The sequence below is a fragment of the Streptomyces sp. MGP-BFMKR1 genome (assembly GCF_057766585.1).
Genome location: NZ_CM173408.1, coordinates 738,132 through 756,712 on the forward strand (window position 1 = coordinate 738,132; position 18,581 = coordinate 756,712).

Below are 18,581 nucleotides of genomic sequence, written 5' to 3' on the forward strand. Positions count from 1 at the left end.
ACGACGGTGCCGAAGACGACGTCGCCGCGGCCGGTGCAGGCCGCCAGGGTCAGGGCCCACACGGTCTGCACGACGGTGCCCAGGGTGAGTTCGCCGCGCCGCGCGAACGCGGCCAACCCCGCGGTCAGGTCGGCGTCCAGGACCTGGGTCAGCTCCTCGGGCACCCCGGCCGCGGCGCGCGCGGCGGCGGGCGCGAGGAGGGTGGGTTCGGTGACGCCGGCCAGGGCGGTGCGCCAGGCCGCGCCGGCCGCCGTACGGTCCTGGGCGGCGAGCCAGCGCAGGTAGTGCGGGTAGTGCGGGGCGGCCGGCGGGTCGCCCACCGGCGGCGCGTCGCCGTCGGCCGCCCGTGCGCGGGCGTATCCCTGGAGCAACTCCCGTACGAGCAGCGGCATCGACCAGCCGTCGAGGACCAGGTGGTGGCCGGTGAGGACGAGTTCGCTGGTGGTGTCGTCGAGGCGGAGCAGCGTGCAGCGCAGCAGCGGTGGGGCGTTCAGGTCGAAGCGGCGCAGCCGGTCGTCCTCGGCGGCGCGGCGGGCGCGCCGCTCGCGTTCGCGCCGGGTGTACCGGCGCAGGTCCCGCTCGCTGACCTCGGCGCGCGCGACCTCGGCGGCCCGCTGCACCCAGCCGCCGGCCGACCCCGGGTCCTGGTCGGCGCCCGGCTCGACGGGCGAGAACGCCGTCCGCAGCGGGGCGTGCCGGTCGACGACGCCGTCCAGCGCGGCGCGCAACCGCTCCGTCTCCACGGCGCCGCGCAGGCGCAGCGCGACCTGGACGTGGTAGAGGTCGAGCGCGCTCTCGTCGTACCGGGACAGGAACAGCAGCCCCTCCTGGAGCGGCGTCACCGGCCAGTCGGCGCCGGACGCGGCGGCCGGCGCGGCATCCGGCTCTGGCACCGGTACGCGCTCCGCGACGGTCAGCAGGCCGCGCACGGTGCGCTGGCGGAAGACGTCCTGCGGGGTGAAGCGCAGGCCGGCCCGGCGGGCGGCGCCGACCAGGTGGATGGAGAGGATGCTGTCGCCGCCGAGCGCGAAGAAGCTGTCGGTGGTGCCGGCCTCGGGCAGGTGCAGCAGTTCGGCGAAGAGGCCGGCCAACAGGTGCTCGTCGGGGGTCTCGGCCGGTACCCGGCCTGCCTCCTCGGCGAGGCGGGGGGCCGGCAGCGCGGCGCGGTCGAGCTTGCCGTTGCGGGTGACCGGCAGCGCCTCAAGCCCGATCAGGGCGGTGGGCACCAGGTGCGCGGGCAGCACCGTGGCCAGGTGGTCGCGCAGGTCGGCCAGCGCGGCGGCGTCCAGCGGGGGGTGCTCCCCCGGCGCCGGGTGCGCGGCCGGGACGACGTAGCCGATCAGGTGCGCGGCGCCGGTCGCCGGGTCGGTGTGGGCGACCACGGCGCTGTGCGCCACGGCCGGGTGCGCGTCGATGGCCGCCTGGATCTCCCCGGGCTCCACCCGCAGCCCGCGCAGCTTGATCTGGTCGTCGGCCCGGCCGAGGTGGTCCAGGCTGCCGTCGCGCCGCCAGCGGGCCAGGTCGCCGGTGCGGTAGAGGCGGGAGCCTGGGGGCCCGTACGGGTCGGCGGTGAAGCGCTCGGCGGTGAGCGCGGCCCGGCCCAGGTAGCCGAGCGCGAGTTGGCTCCCGGCGAGGTACAGCTCGCCGGGCACGCCCGGGGGCACCGGGCGCAGCGCGGCGTCCAGGACCAGCGTGCGGGTGTTCCACACCGGCCGCCCGATCGGCACCAGGACCGCGTCCGCGTCGGCCGCCTCCGTCTGCCAGGCGGTGACGTCCACGGCGGCCTCGGTGGGCCCGTACAGGTTGTGCAGTTCGGCGTGCGGGGCCAGGCGACGCCAGGTGGCGACGGCGGCCGGCGGCAGCGCCTCGCCGCTGGCGAACACGCGGCGCAGGCTGGCGCAGTCGTCCGGGTGGGCGACGGCCGTGAACGCGGCGAGCATCGAGGGCACGAAGTGCGCGGTGGCGATCGCCCGCTCCCGGATGAGGGCGGCGACGGTGGCCGGGTCGCGGTGGTCGTCGGGGCCCGCGACGACGAGCGTGGCGCCGGCGAGCAGCGGCCAGAACAGCTCCCACACCGACACGTCGAAGCTGGCCGGCGTCTTGTGCAGCACCCGGTCGTCGGCGCCGATCGGGTAGGCGTGCCGCATCCAGCGCAGCCGGTTGGCGATGGCGTCGTGGGTGACGAGCACGCCCTTGGGGCGGCCGGTGGAGCCGGAGGTGTAGATGACGTACGCGGCGTCGCCGGACCGCGGCGCGGTCAGCTCGGGCGCTCGCGCGTCGGCGGGGGCGGGTTCGGGTGGCGTGCTCAGCCGCAGCATCGGCAGCGCGCCGCCGTCCGCTCCCGCGCCGTCGGCCACGGCCCACTGGCCCGCGCCCCTCGCCCCAGGGAACCACCGTTCGGCCAGTTCCGGCGTGGTCACCAGGGCGCCGGCGCCCGCGTCGGCCACCAGCGCGGCGGCCCGCTCCCGGGGCAGTTCCGGGTCGACGGGCAGGTAGGCGGCGCCGACGCGCTGCGCGGCGTGCGCGGCCAGCACCAGGGCGGCCGAGCGCGGCAGCGCGACGGCCACCACGTCACCGCGGCCGAGCCGGGCGCCGTGGCCGGCGCCGGTGTCCGGGGCGGCGAGCAGGCGCGCGAAGGCGTCCGCCGCCGCGTCGAACTCGGCGTAGGTCCAGCTCCGTTCGCCGGCGACGAGCGCGGTCGCGGCCGGGGTGCGGGCGGCCTGCGCGCGGACCAGGCCGGGCAGGGTCGCGGGGGGCAGCGGGTGGGCGGTGTCGTTCCAGTCGGTGAGCGCCCGCCGCCGGTCGGCGGCGGTCAGCAGGCTCGCGGCGCTCAGCGGCGCGTCCGGGTGGTGGCAGGCCCAGTCGAGCAGGGCGCACAGCCGGTCGGCGAGGGCCCGCACGGTGGCCCGGTCGAACAGCGCGGTGCGGTAGTTGAACGCCGCGCGCAGCCCGTGCCGGCCGTGTTCCTCGACGATGGCCAGGGTCAGGTCCCACTTGGCGCCCCGGGTCTCGACCAGTTCGACGGTGGCCCGCGCGGGGCCGAGCGCGACGGTGCGACGTGGCGCGTTCTGGTGCACCAGGGCGACGTGGAACAGCGGGTGCCGGGACAGCGAGCGCTCCGGGCTCAGCCGGTCCACCAGGCGTTCGAAGGGCAGCTCGCCGTGGTCGAAGGCGTCCAGGTCCACCGCGCGCACCCGCTCGACCAGCTCCCGGAAGGTGGGGTCGCCCGAGGTGTCGGTGCGCAGCACGACCGTGTTGGAGACCAGGCCGACCAGTTCGGCCAGGGCCTGGTCGGCGCGCCCGCTGAGGACGGTGCCGATCGGCAGGTCGGTGCCGCCGCCGTGGGCGGTCAGCAGCGCGGCGAAGGCCGCCTGGACGACCATGAACAGCGTCGCGCCCGACTCGGCCGCGAGGGAGGCCGCCGCGCGGTGGGCCGACGCGTCGATGGTGAACTCCGCCGAGTCGCCGCGCTGGTCCACCTCGGTGGGCCGGGGCCGGTCGAGGGGCAGCGGGATCTCCTCAGGGGCGCCGGCCAGCGCCGCGCGCCAGTAGTCGGTCAGCGCCTCCTCCCGGTCGGCCAGGGCCGCGGCCTGCCACAGCGTGTAGTCGGCGTACTGCGTGACCGGCGCGGGCGGCGCCGCGCTGGTCGCGCCGGGCAGGCCGGCCGCGTAGAGCGCGGCCAGGTCGGCGACCAGCGGCCCCACCGACCACTCGTCGCAGGCGATGTGGTGCAGGATCAGCACCAGGACGCTCTCGCCGTCCCGGGTGCGCAACAGGTGGGCCCGCAACGGGGGTTCGGCGGCCAGGTCGAACTCGTACGCGGCGAGCCGACGCACCTCGGCCGTGACCGCGTCGGCCGCGACCGCGCCGGTGTGCAGGGTGGGCGCCGCCTCCTCGGGGGTGAGCACGCGCTGCGTCGCGCGGCCGTCGCGCTCGGGGAAGGCGGTGCGCAACACCTCGTGCCGCGCGCTCAGTTCGGCCAGCGCGGAGCGCAGCGCGGCCGGGTCGAGCCGGTCGCGGGTGCGCAGCACGAGCGGCACCGTGTACGTGGTGCCGGAGCCGGCGAGCCGGTGCAGGAACCACAGCCGCTGCTGCGCCGGGGACAGCGGCAGCGCGGCCGGCCGGGTGGGCGCGGCGGTCAGCGCGGGCCAGGGCGCGCGCTCGGCCCGGTCGGCGGCGGCGACGCGTTCGGCGAGCGCGGCGACCGTGGGGGCCTCGAACAGGGCCCGGAGGGGCAGGCGTACGCCGAGGTCGGCGTGGATGCGCCCGGCGAGCTGGGTGACCAGCAGCGAGTGGCCGCCGAGGGCGAAGAAGTTGTCGTCCAGGCCCACCGGTGGGACGCCGAGCACCTGGCCGAACGCGGCGCTGAGCGCCCTCTCGCGCGCCGTGCGCGGCGCCCGTCCGGCCGTTGCCGGCGCGCGGGTGGGCAGCGGCAGCGCGGCCCGGTCGAGCTTGCCGTTGGTGGTGAGCGGCAGTTGGTCCAGGGTGACGAAGGCGGCGGGCACCATGTGTTCGGGCAGCGCGGCGGCGCACGCGGCGCGCAGCGTGGTGGCGTCCGTCTCCCGGGGGTGGCGGGTGGTGGCGTCGGCGGGGCCCGTCGGGTCGGTGACGACGTAGGCGACGAGGCCCTCGCCGGTGGGCAGGTCGGTGCGGAGCACCACGGCCGCCGCGCGCACGCCGGCGACCGCGAGCAGCACCGCCTCGATCTCGCCGCTCTCCACCCGGAAGCCGCGCACCGAGACCTGGTCGTCGGCGCGGCCCAGGTAGCGCAGCACCCCGTCGCGCGACCAGCGCACCAGGTCGCCGCTGCGGTAGAGCCGACTGCCGGGCGGCCCGAAGGGGTTGGCCACGAAGCGGCTCGCGGTCAGACCCGGGCGGTGCAGATAGCCGCGCGCGAGGCCGCCGCCGGCCACGTACAGCTCGCCGCGCACGCCCGGTGGCACCGGCCGCAGCCCGTCGTCGAGGACGTACAGGCGCAGGTCGTCGATGGCCCGGCCGATGGGGCTGGCCACCTCGGCGTCGGGTGCGGCCTCCTGTCGCCCGGTCAGCTCGTGTTCGGTGACGTGGACGGTGGTCTCGGTGATGCCGTACATGTTCAGCAGCCGTGGCCCGCCCGGCCTGCCCGGCCCGGCCGTCCAGGGGGTGACGCGACGCGGGTCGAGGGCCTCGCCGCCGAAGACGACCCAGCGCACGGAGGCCGGCGGCGCTGCGTCGCCCAGCGCGTCGGTGAGCTGGTAGAAGGCGGATGGCGTCTGGCTGAGGACGGTCACGCGCTCGTCGGCGAGCAGGCGCAGCACGTCCGGGGCGGAGCGCGCCGTGTCGTGCGGGACGATGACGAGCCGGCCGCCGTGCAGCAGGGCGCCCCACAGCTCCCAGACGGAGAAGTCGAAGGCGTACGAGTGGAACATGGTCCACACGTCGGCGGGCCCGAACGCGAAGCGCTCGCGGGTGGCGTCGAAGAGGCGGGTGATGTTGCGCCGGGAGACCACCACGCCCTTGGGGCGGCCGGTGGAGCCCGAGGTGTAGATGAGGTACGCGGCGTGCTCGGGGTGCGCGGGCGCCGGGCCGCCGGCGCGCGCGGGCGCGGCGGCCTCGGGCGCCGCGGTCTCGGGCGCGGCGGCCTCGGGTGCGAGGGGGTCGCCGTCCTCGGTCAGGGTCAGGACCGGGTGGCCGCGCAGGGCCTGGTCGTCGGCGCGCTCGGCCGTGGTGAGGACGGCCGCCGGGGCGGCGTCGGCGAGCGTGTACGCGATCCGGTCCGTCGGGTAGCGCGGGTCGATGGGCACGTACGCGGCCCCCGCGCGCAGCACGCCGACGATGGCCACGACCGTGAGCGGCGAGCGGGGCAGCAGCAGGGCGACGCGGTCCTCGGGGCCCACGCCCCGGTCGGTGAGCCGGGCGGCCAGGCGGCGGGAGGCGGCGTCGAGTTCGCGGTAGCTGAGGGTGTGCCCGGCGTGGCTGACGGCGGGCGCGTCGGGGTCGGCCCGCACCACGGCGGCGAAGCGTTCGACGAGGTCGGGTTCGCCGTCGTGCTCGCCGGTGGGGTTCCACTCGGTGAGCTGGGTGTGCCGCTCGGCGGCGGTGGTCACGGCCAGCCGGGTCACCGGCGTGTGGGGCCGGGCGACGGCCGTGGCCAGCAGCCGGACCAGGCGGGCGGCGATGTCGGCGGCGGCGGAGCGGTCGAACAGGTCGGCGTCGTAGTTGAGCGCCCCGGTCAGCGCGCCCGTCCCGGCGTGGTCGGTGAAGCCGACGATGAGGTCGAACTTGGCCGTGTCCGTCTCGCGTAGCGCGAAGTCCACCTCGGCGCCCTCGGCGGCGAACGGCGGCTCGTCGCGGCTCTGGTACGTCAGCATCACCTGGAACAGCGGGTTGGCCGCCGGGGAGCGGTCCGGGTTCAGCTCCTCGACCACCCGCTCGAAGGGCACCTGGGCGTGGTCGAACGCGTCGAGCGTGCCGCGTCGCACCCGGGCGAGCAGGTCGGCGAAGGTGGGGTTGCCGCTCAGGTCGGCGCGTAGCACCAGGGTGTTGACGAAGAAGCCGACGAGCCGCTCGGTGTGGGGGGCGTCGCGGCCCGCGGTGGGCACACCCAGCGGGATGTCGTCGCCGGCGCCGAGCGCGTGCAGCAGCGCGGCGACGGCGGCCTGGGCCACCATGAACGGGGTCACGCCCCGCTCGCGGGCCAGCGCGCGCAGCGCCGTGGCCGTGGGCTCCGGCACCTCGAAGGGGACGAAGCCGCCGCGCCCGCTGGGTACCGCGGGTCGCGGCCGGTCGGTCGGCAGCTCAAGCACGCGCGGGGCGCCGTCCAACGCGGCCCGCCAGTAGGCCAGTTGCCCGTCCCAGGTCGGTCCGTCGAGGAGTTCGAGCTGCCAGGCCGCGTAGTCCGCGTACTGCACGGGCAGCGGCGCGTGGTCGGGGGCGCGGCCGGCGCGGCGGGCGGCGTAGGCGGCGGACAGGTCGGTGAGCAGCGGCTCGACCGACCACTCGTCGGCGGCGATGTGGTGCAGCAACAGCAGCACCGTCCACGTGCCCTCGCTCCGCAGCGCGCTCACCCGCAGCGGGAACTCCGACATCAGGTCGAACGGCCGGCGGGCCAGCGCGTCGAGGGTGTCCTCCACCGCGTCGGCCGGCACGGTCCGTATCTCGAACGGCGGCTGCCAGTCGGTCGCGACGCGCTGGTACGGCTGGCCCTCTTCGGTCTCCGCGAACACCGTGCGCAGCACCTCGTGCCGGCCCATCAGGTCGCCGACGGCGGCGCGCAGCGCGTCGGGGTCGGCGTCGCCGGTCAGGGTGAGCACGAAGGGCAGGTGGTAGGCGGCGCCCGGGACGGCGAGCCGGTGCAGGAACCACAGCCGGCGCTGGGCCGGGGACAGCGGTGGCCGCTCCGGTCGCGGGCGGGCGGTCAGCTCGGGCGCCGCCGGCCGGTCGGCGGCGACCAGCGTGGCCAGCGCGCGCACGGTGGGGGCCTCGAAGACGGCGCGTACGGAGACGTCGAGCCCGAGCGCGCGCGCCCCGACGGCCAGCCGGGCGGCGAGCAGCGAGTGGCCGCCGAGGGCGAAGAAGTCGTCGTCGGCGCCGACCTCGGGCAGCCCGAGCACCCGCGCGAACAGGCCGGCCAGCACCTCCTCGCGCTGGCCCGTGGGCGCGCGCCCGGCGACCGCGTCGAACCGTGGGGCGGGCAGCGCCGCGCGGTCCAGCTTGCCGTTCGGCGTCCGCGGCAGCTCCTCCAGCGGCACCAGCAGCGCGGGCACCAGGTGGTCGGGCAGCGCGGCGGCCAACCGCGCGCGCAGGCCGTCGAGCGCGGCGGCGTCGGTCGGGCCCACGACGTAGCCCACCAGGCGCGCGCCGCCGCCCTCGGGGGTACCGGCCGTGGTGGCGATGACGGCCGCGTCGCGCACCCGGGCGTCGGCGCGCAGCGCCGCCTCCACCTCGCCGGGCTCCACCCGGTGGCCGCGGATCTTGACCTGCTGGTCGGCGCGGCCGACCACCTCAAGGGTGCCGTCGGGGCGCTGCCTGGCCAGGTCGCCGGTGCGGTACATCCGCTGACCGGGACCGCCGTGCGGGTCGGCCACGAAACGCTCGGCGGTGAGCGCGGCCCGGCCCGGGTAGCCGCGGGCCACGCCGGCGCCGGCCAGGTACAGCTCGCCGGTCAGGCCCGTGGGCACCGGGGCCAGCGCGCGGTCCAGGACGTAGGCGCGGGTGTTCCACAGCGGGCGGCCGACCGGCGGCGCGCCGGCCTCGCTCGGGCCGATGACGGCGGCGGTGGACCAGATGGTGGTCTCGGTGGGCCCGTACAGGTTGACCACCCGCCCGCCGAGCGCGACCAGTTCCGCCGCCAGGCCGGGCGGCAGGGCCTCGCCGCCGCTGAGCACGTGCAGGCCGCGCGGCGCTTCGGGGTCGGCCTCAAGGAGCGCGCGCCACAGCGAGGGCGTGGCCTGGACGAGGGTGGCGCCGCTGGTGCGCAGCAGGGTGGCGAGCAGCGCGGGGTCGCGCACCTCGGCGCGGCTGGCCAGGACGACGGTGCCGCCACGGGTCAGCGGCAGGAAGAGTTCGAGCACGGAGATGTCGAAGCCGACGGTGGTCACCGCGAGGAGCCGCTCGTCGCCGGTGAGGCCGAGTTGGTCCCGCAGGCAGGTGAGGAAGTTGGCGACGGCCGCGCGGGGCACGGCCACGCCCTTGGGGCGGCCGGTGGAGCCCGAGGTGTAGATGACGTACGCGCTGTGCAGCGGGTGCGCGGCGCGGGGCCGGGTCAGCGGTTCGGCCGCGGCCAGCAGCGCGGCGGTCGGCTCGTCGTCCAGCACGATCGGGCGCGCCGCGAACAGCGGGTGCGGCCCCGCCGCCGGGACCAGGCCGTCGGCGGTGGCGCGGTCGGTGACCAGGAGGGCCGGGGCGGCGTCGGCGAGCATGTACGTGATGCGCTCGGCCGGGAAGTCGGGGTCGAGGGGCAGGTAGGCGGCGCCGGTGCGGGCCACCGCGAGCAGGGTGACCAGCAGGTCGGCGCCGCGCGGCAGCAGCACGCCCACCAGGTCGCCGGGGCCCGCGCCGCGCGCGGCCAGCAGGCCGGCCAACCGGGCCGCGCGGGCGTCGAGTTCGCGGTAGTCGAGCCGGTCGCGGCCGGCCAGCAGGGCGATACGGTCCGGGGTACGCGCCGCCTGGGCGGCGACCAGATCGGCGATGCCGGCAGGGGGCACGTCGCGTTCGGTGCCACCGGGCGCGGCCAGCAGCCGGCGCCGCTCGGCCGGGCCCGTGACGTCCACGGTGGTGACGACGGACTCGGGGCGCTCGGTGACCGCGTCCAGCAGCCGCAGCAGCGCGGCCACCAGACGGCGCACGTCCGACGCCTCGAACAGGTCGCTGGCGTACTCGACCTGGCCGCTCGCGCGGCCGGCGGCCGGGTCCTCGGTGACCGTGATCTGCAGGTCGAACTTGGCCGTGCCGGTCTCCACCAGGCGCGGACGCCCGTCCTGGCCGGGGAACGGCTCGTCCGCCGCGAACTCCTCGCGCACCGCGAGCAGCACCTGGAACAGCGGGCTCAGCTCCCGGCCGCGGGTCGGGTTCAGCTCCTCGACCACGCGCTCGAAGGGCACCTCCTGGTGGGCCATGGCCGCCAGGTCCACGTCCCGGACCCGGGCGAGCAGGTCGAGGAAGGTGGGCGCGCCGCTCAGGTCGACGCGCGGCACCAGGGTGTTGATGAAGAAGCCCACCAGGTCGTCCAGGGCGGCGTCGCCACGCCCCGCGACCGGCACCCCGACGGGGATGTCCTGGCCCGCGCCGAGCCGGGAGAGGGTGGCGGCCAGCGCGGCGTGCACCACCATGAAGGTGCTGGTGCGGGTGCGCAGCGCCAGCTCCCTGACCCGGGCGTAGACCCGCGGGTCGAGGGTGAAGCGCTCCACGTCGCCGCGGCCGGTGGGGTGTTGGGGCGTCGGCCGGGCCCACGGCAGGGCGATCCGCTCCGGGGCGCCGGCCAACCGCGCGCGCCAGTACGCGAGGGACTCGGCCTCCCGTTCGGCGGCGCCCGCGCGCTGCCACAGGGCGTAGTCGGCGTAGCTCACGGGCAGCGGAGCGGTGGTGGGCGCGGTCCCGGCCAGGCGGGCGCGGTAGCCGGCGGCCAGGTCGCGCAGCAGCGGCGGCAGCGACCACTCGTCGCCGGCGATGTGGTGCAGCACGAGCAGCAGGGTGTGCCGCTCGGGGGTGAGCGAGAAGACGTGGGCGCGCAGCGGCAGTTCCCGCTCGATGGCGAAGGGTCGGCGCGCCGCGTCCGCGACGGCCCGCTCCAGCTCGTCCTCGGCGACGCTCGTCACGGTCATCGGGACGAGGGCCTGCGGGGCGGCCAGCACCCGCTGGTGGGGCTCGGCGTCGGCGCCGGTCACGGCGGGGTAGACGGTGCGCAGCACCTCGTGCCGCTGGGTCAGGTCGCGCAGGGCGGCGCGTAGCGCGGCCGGGTCGAGCGGGCCGTTGACGCGCACCGCGAGCGGCACGTTGTAGGTGGCCGTCGGGCCGTCGGCCTGGTGCAGGAACCACAGCCGGCGTTGGCCGGCCGACAGCGGCAGCCGGGCCGGGCGCGGCTGGACGGTGAGCGGCGCGCGGGCGGTGCGGGCCCGCTCCAGCTCGCCGGCCAGGGCCGCCGCGCTGGGGTGGTCGAACAGGGCGCGTACGGGCAGCTCCGTGCCGGCCTCGGCGCGCAGCGCGGCCACCACCCGGGCGGCGGTCAGCGAGTGCCCGCCCAGGGCGAAGAAGTCGTCGTCGGCGCCGACCTCGGGCAGCCCGAGCACCCGTGCGAACAGGCCGCACAGCAGGCGCTCGGCGTCGGTCGCCGGCGCCCGGCCGGCGGGCCGCGCCCGCCGGCCGGGGGCGGGCAGGGCGTTGCGGTCGAGCTTCCCGTTGGGGGTACGGGGCAGCCGCGCGAGCGGCACCAGGAGTTCGGGCACGGCGTACCCGGGCAGCGCGCCGGCCAGACGCGCCCGCAGCGCCGCGACGACCTCGGCCGGCGCTGGGCTCCCGACACCCGCCTGCCCCGCCTGCCCCGCCTGCCCCGCCTGCTCCGTCTGCTCCGTCTGCTCCGTCAGGACGCAGTACGCCACCAGCGCGAGCGCCGCGCTCTCCTCCCCTCCCTCCTCGCCCAGCGGCCTGGCGACCACGGCGGCCTCGCGCACCAGCGGGTGGGTGAGGAGCACCGTCTCGATCTCGCCCGGCTCGACGCGGTGGCCGCGGATCTTGAGCTGCTGGTCCACCCGGCCGCGTAGGTCCAGGGTGCCGTCGGCGCGCCAGCGGGCGAGGTCGCCGGTGCGGTACATGCGCGCGCCCGCGGGCCCGAACGGGTCGGCCACGAAGCGCTCGGCGCTCAGCCCGGGCCGCCCGAGGTAGCCGAGCGCGACGCCGGTGCCCGCGATGTACAGCTCGCCGGTCGCGCCCGGGGGCAGCGGCGTGAGCGCGGCGTCGAGCACGTACAGGCGGGTGTTCCAGATCGGGCCCCCGGCGTGCGGCGCGGTCGTCGTCTCGGACGCGATGCACGGGGTGCGGCTCACCTCGCCCGCGCTGGACCAGATGGTGGTCTCGGTTGGCCCGTAGAGGTTGACCACCGACGAGCCGAGCCCGGCCAGCCGCCCGGCGAGGTCCGGGGGCAGCGGCTCGCCGCCGGTCAGCACCCGCAGGCCGACGACGGCCTCGGGCGCGGCGTCGGTCAGGGCCCGCCACAGCGACGGCGTGGCCTGCATGACCGTCGGCTGGGTGGCGTCGATCAGGTCGCGCAGCAGGAACGGGTCGCGCACCTGCTCGGCGCCGGCCAGCAGCACGGTGCCACCGGCCAGCAGCGGCGTGAACAGCTCCAGGGCGGCGATGTCGAAGGAGACGGTGGTCACCGCGAGCAGCCGGTCATCGGCCGTGAGGGGCAGCTCCGCGCGCAGAGCGGCCAGCAGGTTGGCCAGCGCGCGCCGGGGCACGACCACGCCCTTGGGCAGGCCGGTGGAGCCGGAGGTGTAGATCACGTACGCGGGGTGTTCGCCCCGCGCGGGGCCGGCCGGCGTCGCGTCGTCGCCGGACGCGTGGGGGGCTGCCGGCGCGTCGGGGGCCGGCTCGGTGCCCAACACCGTCCACGGGCCGGCGGCCACCGCCGCGGCGCAGGCCGCGCCCACCGCGTGCGGGTCGCTGACCACGGCGACCGGGGCCGCGTCGCGCAGCATGTGCCCGATCCGGTCGGCGGGATAGTCCGGGTCGACGGGGACGTAGCCGGCGCCGCCGCGCACCACCGCGAGCAGCGCGACGAGCAGGTCGGGCGTCCTGGGCAACGCCACGGCCACCAGCCGCCCGGGCCCGGCCCCGTGCGCCCGCAGCCGCCCACTCAACTCATCGACTCGGCGGTCGAGTTCGGCGTACGTCACCGCCTGGTCGCCGCCGCGCACGGCCACCGCGTCCGGCCGCTCCCGGGCCCAGGCGGCGAGGGCGGCGTCCAGGTCGACGCCCTTCTGCCCACCGGCGCCCGGCGCGTTGAACTCCGTGAGCACCTGGTGGCGCTCGGCCGCGCCCAGCGTTTCGACCCTGCCCGTGGGCGCCGTGGCGTCGGCCCGCGCGAGGCGGGCGAGCAGCGCGGTGAACCGGTCGGCGTGCGTGGCGAGTTCGGTCGCGGAGTAGAGGGCGGGGTTGGCGTCCAGGGTCAGCGCGAGGCCGCCGGTGGGCATGCCGCTGACGGTCAGCGTCAGGTCGTCGACGGCGCCGGCGGCCAGGTAGTGCGTGGTGCCGGTGGCGGCGCCGAAGCGCAGCTCGGGCGGGAAGGGCTTGACGTTGATCTGCGGCCCGACCAGCCTGCGGCCCGCGCCGAACAGGCCGAGGTCGCGCCGGAGTCGCTCGCCCCGGTAGCGCTGGTGGCGGCGCTGGGCGCGCAGCAGTTCGGTCACCCGGCGTACCTGGGCGGCCAGCGGGGCGCCCTCGGCGACGGGGACGCGCAGCGGTACGACGTTGACGGCGGTGGCGGGCACCCGGGCCAGCGGTGTGCCGGTGCGGTTCATCACCGGCAGCCCGAGCACGACGTCCTGGCTGCCGGTGAGGCGGGCGAGGTAGAGCGCGCTGGCCGCGAACACCGCCTCCGGCCACGAGGCGCGGCACGCCTTGGCGAAGCGTTCCAACGCGGCGGCCTGGTCCGCGTCCAGCCGGCCGCGGTGACGCAGGAAGGTGTGCCCGGGAGGCGCGGTGCGCTCGGTGAGCGAGGTCGGCCGGGGCCGGTCGGCGAGCAGTTCGTGCCAGAACGCGGCGTCGGCCCGCTGCCCGTCGGAGCCCTCGTACGCCTGGTCGGCGGCGACCGCGTCGCGGAACGAACCGAACGGGCTGGCGGGTGGCGTGGCGCCGGCCACCAGCGCCTCGTAGACGGCGGCGACGCGCTGGGCCAACTGGAAGAAGCCGTAGCCGTCGAGGAGGATGTGGTGGCAGCGGTGGTACCACAGCCAGCGCCGCTCGCCGACGCGCAGCAGCGCGTGCCGCACCAGGTCGCCGCCCTCCAGACGGACCGGCACCGCCCGGTCGCCGTCCATCCACGCCGCGGCCACCGCGTCCGGGTCCGCCTCACCGCGCAGGTCGACGCGCAGCGGCGGCGGGGGCGGCGCTCCCCCCAGCTCCTGCCGGACCGCCGCGCCCCCGGGCCCGGGCAACCCGTCACCACGCTGACTAGCCGTCAATCCCCTTTTGTTTGAAGCCTCTTCGTCTTCCGTGACGAAGCGCACCGCGAGCCCGTCCGCCTCGGCGATGGTGTGCTCCAGCGCCGCGAGGAACGCCCGCTCGTCCAGGGCGCCCCGGATCTCGACGTACTCCGCGGTGAGGTAGGCGGGGCTGGCCGGGTCGAGTTGCTGGGCGGACCACAGTCCGAGCTGGGCCGCGGTGAGCGGCAGGCGGGTGGCGCGGCGTTGACTCATGCGGAATCTCCCAGCGGTACAGCTCGTACGGCCATGACGGAACGGGGCGCGGCGGTGGCCGGGCGCGCGGAGGGAACCGTCCGCCCGGGGGCGGGCGGCGGGGGGTGCGGTGGCGCCGTGCGGCGGTGGGTGGACCCGGGGACTGCGGGGCTAGTGGCCGTGGGCCGGGCCGGCGCCGTGGCCGGGCGGCGCGGCGGCGAGCACCTCGGGCGGCATGACGACGAAGGGGCGCATCATCATCATGTCCTCGTGCTCGTAGATGTGGCAGTGGTGCATGAAGCGGCCTGCGGGGCCGGTGAACTCGGCGGCCACGTTGACCATTTCGCCGGGGCCGAGGCTGATGACGTCCTTCGGTCCGCGCTCGCCGGGGGTGAGCGTGCCGCCGCCCTTGCGCTTGAGGGGTGAGGTGGTGCCGGCGCCGTAGCCGCCGCCGGGCAGTTCGAAGAATTCGAAGGTGCTGACGTCATACCGGTCCCGGCCGAGTGCCTGGAAGGCGACCGCGTGCAGGTGCATCGGGTGTGGGTAGCTGCCCTCGGACTTCTCCAGGCTGAGGAAGCTCCAGCGCTCGGTGGAGCCGCTGGGCACGGTGAAGCGCACCGGGTCGTCGAAGGTGTTGGAGACCCGCTTGTAGGTGTGCACGGTGCCGTCGGGGTGCTCGAACTGGATCACGCCGTCGATGGGGAAGGGCCCGTCGGGCGCCTTGACCCGCTCCATCTCCCACAGCTCCGGGTCCTTGGGGTAGACCGGCGTGACCACGACCATGCGTGAGGTCGCGTCGGCCACGTCCGCCTCGTTGCGCCGGCGGTAGGAGGGCGAGAGGGTCGTGCCCGGCGCGGGGGCGGTGGCGCCGCCGTGGCTGGCGCGCGAGGCGACGCGGAACTCCATCATGTCGGGCCTGGCGCCCGGCTCGGGCAGCGCGTTGACCAGCCGCAGCCTGTGCCCGCGCAGCGCGCGGAAGTCCACCAGCAGGTCGGCGCGTTCGGCCGGGGTGAGGGTAATGCCCTCCCCCAGCGGGACGGGCCTCGGCAGCAGGCCCGCGTCCCCGCCGATCTGGAGGAAGGCGCCCGCCGGGATGGGCCTGTCGTCCTCGTCCACGACGCGCAGCCGGTAGGGCCGGTTGTTGGCGGCGTTCAGGGCCCGGAAGCGGTACCAGCGGGCCTCGACGTCCAGGTGGGGCCAGATGACCCCGTTGACGAGGGTGAAGGGGCCGGTGAAGGGCCGGACCAGTTCGTACGGGTCGTCGGCGACGACGATGCCCTTGTAGAGCAGGTCACCGGTCAGCTCGCCGCTCTCGTCGGCGTCGAGGTTGCGGTCGTGGAAGACCAGGGGTATCTCGTGCTCGCCCGCCGGCAGGTCCAGCGCGTCCTCCTCCTCGTCGCGGATGAGGTAGGTGCCGGCGCCGAGCCCGGTCATCACGTTCAGGTGCGTGATGTGCATGGCGTGGTCGTGGTACCAGAAGTGGCCGGCGGGTTGGTCGTTGGGGTACTCGGCCAGTTGGGCGTGTCCGGGTGAGACCGCGTTCTCGGCCCAGCCGTCGTTGCCGCCGCCGGTGACCGCCCCGTGCAGGTGGACCACGGCCCACGGGGGGAGCGCGGCGACCTCCTGACGGGGCGCGCCACCCTCACGGCCCGGCCGGTCCCACATCAGCGGCTGTTCGGGGTCGTACGCGAAGGGCACCCGCACCGCGGTCACCGGGAAGTCGCCTTCGAGGTGGTTCTCCCAGGCGACCCGCAGCCGCCGGCCGCGCCGCACCTCGATGGTGGGCCCGAGGTGGCTGCCGCCGTAGGTCCACAGGTGGGTGGCGGGCAGCGCGCGGTGCAGCCGTACCCGGGCCCGCTCCAGCGGCAGCGTGAGCGTCCCGCGCGGGCGCAGCACGCGCGGGATCGGCAGCGGGTCGAGGAAGGGTCTCAGGGTGCGCAGGGCCGTCGCCGCCCGGGCCGCCCGAGCCGCGGCGGCGCCCGCCGGACGGGTGGCCGGCAGGTGTGGCAGGTCCCGTACGGGGGTGCCGAGCGCGGCGGTCATCAGGTCGGGCCGGGGGCCGGCGGCGCGCGCCGCCGAGGCCCCCGGCACCGCCGCCGCGACCCCGATGGCGAGCCCGCCGACGGCGCTGGCGCCGGCGAGGAAGTGCCGTCTGCCCAGGCCGCTACGGGGCTTCGGCGTGAAGCTCATGACGGGTCGTCGGCCATGCTCGCGATGAGGCTCTTGGGCCGCAGGTCGGTCCAGTTCTGCTCGATGTAGTCCAGGCACGCCTGCCGGGTGTCCTCGGGGTGGACGACGGTCCAACCCTCGGGTACGTCAACGAAGTTGGGCCACAGCGAGTGCTGGCCCTCATCGTTGACGAGCACCAGGTACACCCCGTCTTCGTCCTCGAACGGATTGGTCACCGAAACCTCCACGTCGTCGGCCGGCCCGTGACACCCGGACCCGCAATTTAGGTAAGCCTAACCTTGCTTTTTCGGTTGCTTCAAGAGCCGCAAAGGAGTGCTGGTTCACATCGCGGAACGGCTAACGCCGTCCCTCGCCGCGCCGGTTGAACAGCACCCAGGCGAGATAGAGCCCGCCGAGCACGGCCGTCGTCACGCCCACCGGCAACTGGCTGTTGCGCTGGCTGTCGTCCACCACCGCGAGCCACGGCACCCGGTCCCCCACCCACGCCAGCACGGCGAAGAACTGGTTCGACGCCAGGTGCGCGGCCGACAGCAACGCGGCCCCCGTCACCCCCGCGGCGGCCACGCTCACCCCGGGCGACCTGGTCAGCCGGGCGGCGATCTGCGGGGCGGCCAGGGCCACGAAGGGCACCGGCCCCGCGCTGGCCACCGCCACCCCGCACAGCCCGATGCCGAGCACCGTCAGCGCCAGCCGGGCCCGGTTCACCCGCAACCCGAGACCGCTGGCCAGTTCGTCTCCCAGCTCCAGCATGCGCAGTCGCCGCCCGAGCAGCACGGTCGCCGGCAGCAGCACCAGGAGGGCGAGAACCATCGTCCGCACCGAGCCCCAGGTCCGGCCGCTGAGCGTGCCGATGAGCCAGATGTGCGCGTTCTGCGCGCTGTTGAGGGTGGAGCGGGTGAGCAGGTACGAGTTGACCGAGCCGAGCATCGCGGTGACCCCGAGTCCGATCAGCACCAGCCGCACCCCGTGCACCCCGCCCTTGCTGGCCAGCAGGTACACCACCAGGGCCGTCAGCAGCCCGCCGCCGATGGCGCCCGTGGCCACCTGGGCCGCGCTGCCGCCGAAGGCGACGATGACCACGATCGCCCCGGTGGCCGCCCCGCTGTTGAAGCCGATGACGTCCGGGCTGGCCAACGGGTTGCGGGACAGGCTCTGGAAGACGGCCCCGCTGATCCCCAGCGCCCCGCCCACCAGGATCGCGAGCAGCGCCTGCGGCAGCCGCTCCTGGTTGACGAAGTGCACCGCGAGCCGATCACCGGTGCCGACGAACAGGGCCCGCGCCACGTCGGGCACCGGCACCGGATAGGCCCCCACGCACAGGCTCACGGTCAGCAGCAACCCGCTGACCAGCAGCCCGACGCCGCACACCCAGGCGGTGCGCGGGTGCGTACGGAAGGAGACCCGCCCCGACCACAGGCGCACCGGCCGGGTGCCCGCGCCCCCCTTCGCGGCCCGCTCGCGCGGCGCCACGCCCGTGGCCGTCACAGCGACACCTCCTTGCGGCGGCGCACCATCGCGATGAACACCGGCGCCCCGATCACGGCGGTCACCGCGCCGACCTCCAACTCCCCCCGTGGCAGCACGACGCGCCCCACGATGTCGGCGCCCAGCAGCAGACAGGGCGCCAGCAGCATCGAGTACGGCAGCACCCAGCGCAGGTCAGGGCCGGTGAACCAGCGCGCGACCAGCGGAATGACCAGTCCCACGAAGCCGATCGGGCCGGCCGCGGCGGTGGCCGTACCGGTGAGCAGCGTCACCGCCACCACCCCGAGCAGTCGGGTCCGCGCGATCCTGGCGCCCAGCGCCCGCCCCAGGTCGTCACCGAGCGCCAACGCGTTCAGCGGCCGGGCCAGCAACAGCGCGATCACCAGCCCCACGGTCACGAACGGCAGCATCTGGGGCACCAGGTTCGAGGACCGCCCCGCGAGCGAGCCGACCATCCAGAACCGCAGGTAGTCGTAGGTGGCCGCGTCGAAGACGGTGAGCCCGGCGATCAGCCCGCTCAGGCTGGCACTGATCGCGGCGCCGGCCAGCGCGAGCCGCACCGGCGAGGCGCCACCGCGCCCGGAGGCCCCCAGCACGTAGACGACGACGGTGGTCAGCGCGGCCCCGACGAAGGAGAACCAGACCAGCGTGGGGTAGCCGCTCACGCCGACCACGCCGAGCCCGAAGACCACCGCGGCCGACGCGCCGGCGTTGACCCCCAGAAGCCCGGGGTCGGCCAGCGGGTTGCGGGTCAGCGACTGCATGATCGCCCCGGCCGCGCCGAGCCCGGCGCCGGCCATCAGGCCCACCATGGTGCGCGGCAGCCGCAGCTCCCTGATCACCTCGGTGGTGTACGAGCCGTCGTCCGACCACAGCGCCCGCCACACCTCGGCCAGCGAGGTGTCCTTGGTCCCCACCCACGTGCTGACCACCGTCAGCAGCAGGAGCAGCCCGCCCAGGACCAGCAGTCCGCCGCCGCGCAGGGCGGCGCGGCCCGCGCCGCCGTCGGGCGCGGCCTCCCGGCCGCCGGCGGCG

5 protein-coding genes (1 of these 5 only partly in view) are annotated in these 18,581 nt (G+C 76.5%); all 5 read right to left on the reverse strand.

Annotated features, from left to right (window positions below; genetic code table 11):
• Positions 1–13,892, reverse strand: partial view of an amino acid adenylation domain-containing protein gene (locus AC3CHW_RS02515; RefSeq protein ID WP_488469402.1) — the 5' portion only. 3,907 nt of this gene lie to the left of the window's left edge; only the first 13,892 of its 17,799 coding nucleotides appear in the window; it begins with the start codon at positions 13,890–13,892; its stop codon lies beyond the left edge, outside the window.
• Between the two features lie 150 nt (positions 13,893–14,042).
• The gene (locus tag AC3CHW_RS02520; RefSeq protein ID WP_488469403.1) at positions 14,043–16,061 is read right to left on the reverse strand and encodes a multicopper oxidase family protein; all 2,019 of its coding nucleotides are present in this window, start codon (positions 16,059–16,061) and stop codon (positions 14,043–14,045) included.
• On the reverse strand, positions 16,058–16,276 hold the full coding sequence (locus AC3CHW_RS02525; protein WP_277318848.1) for an MbtH family protein: 219 nt from the start codon (positions 16,274–16,276) through the stop codon (positions 16,058–16,060). The genes AC3CHW_RS02520 and AC3CHW_RS02525 overlap by 4 nt, the downstream gene beginning before the upstream one ends.
• Positions 16,277–16,397: 121 nt before the next feature.
• On the reverse strand, positions 16,398–17,546 hold the full coding sequence (locus tag AC3CHW_RS02530) for a FecCD family ABC transporter permease (RefSeq protein WP_488469404.1): 1,149 nt from the start codon (positions 17,544–17,546) through the stop codon (positions 16,398–16,400).
• Positions 17,543–18,529: a FecCD family ABC transporter permease gene (locus AC3CHW_RS02535; protein ID WP_488470944.1), complete on the reverse strand. Its 987-nt coding sequence runs from the start codon at positions 18,527–18,529 to the stop codon at positions 17,543–17,545. Before AC3CHW_RS02535 ends, AC3CHW_RS02530 begins: the two co-directional genes overlap by 4 nt.
• Positions 18,530–18,581 lie beyond the last annotated feature (52 nt).

Bases quoted from the DNA above. Each gene is read 5' to 3' on its own strand.
- AC3CHW_RS02520 (WP_488469403.1), bottom strand. From the start codon at position 16,061: ATGAGCTTCACGCCGAAGCCCCGTAGCGGCCTGGGCAGACGGCACTTC.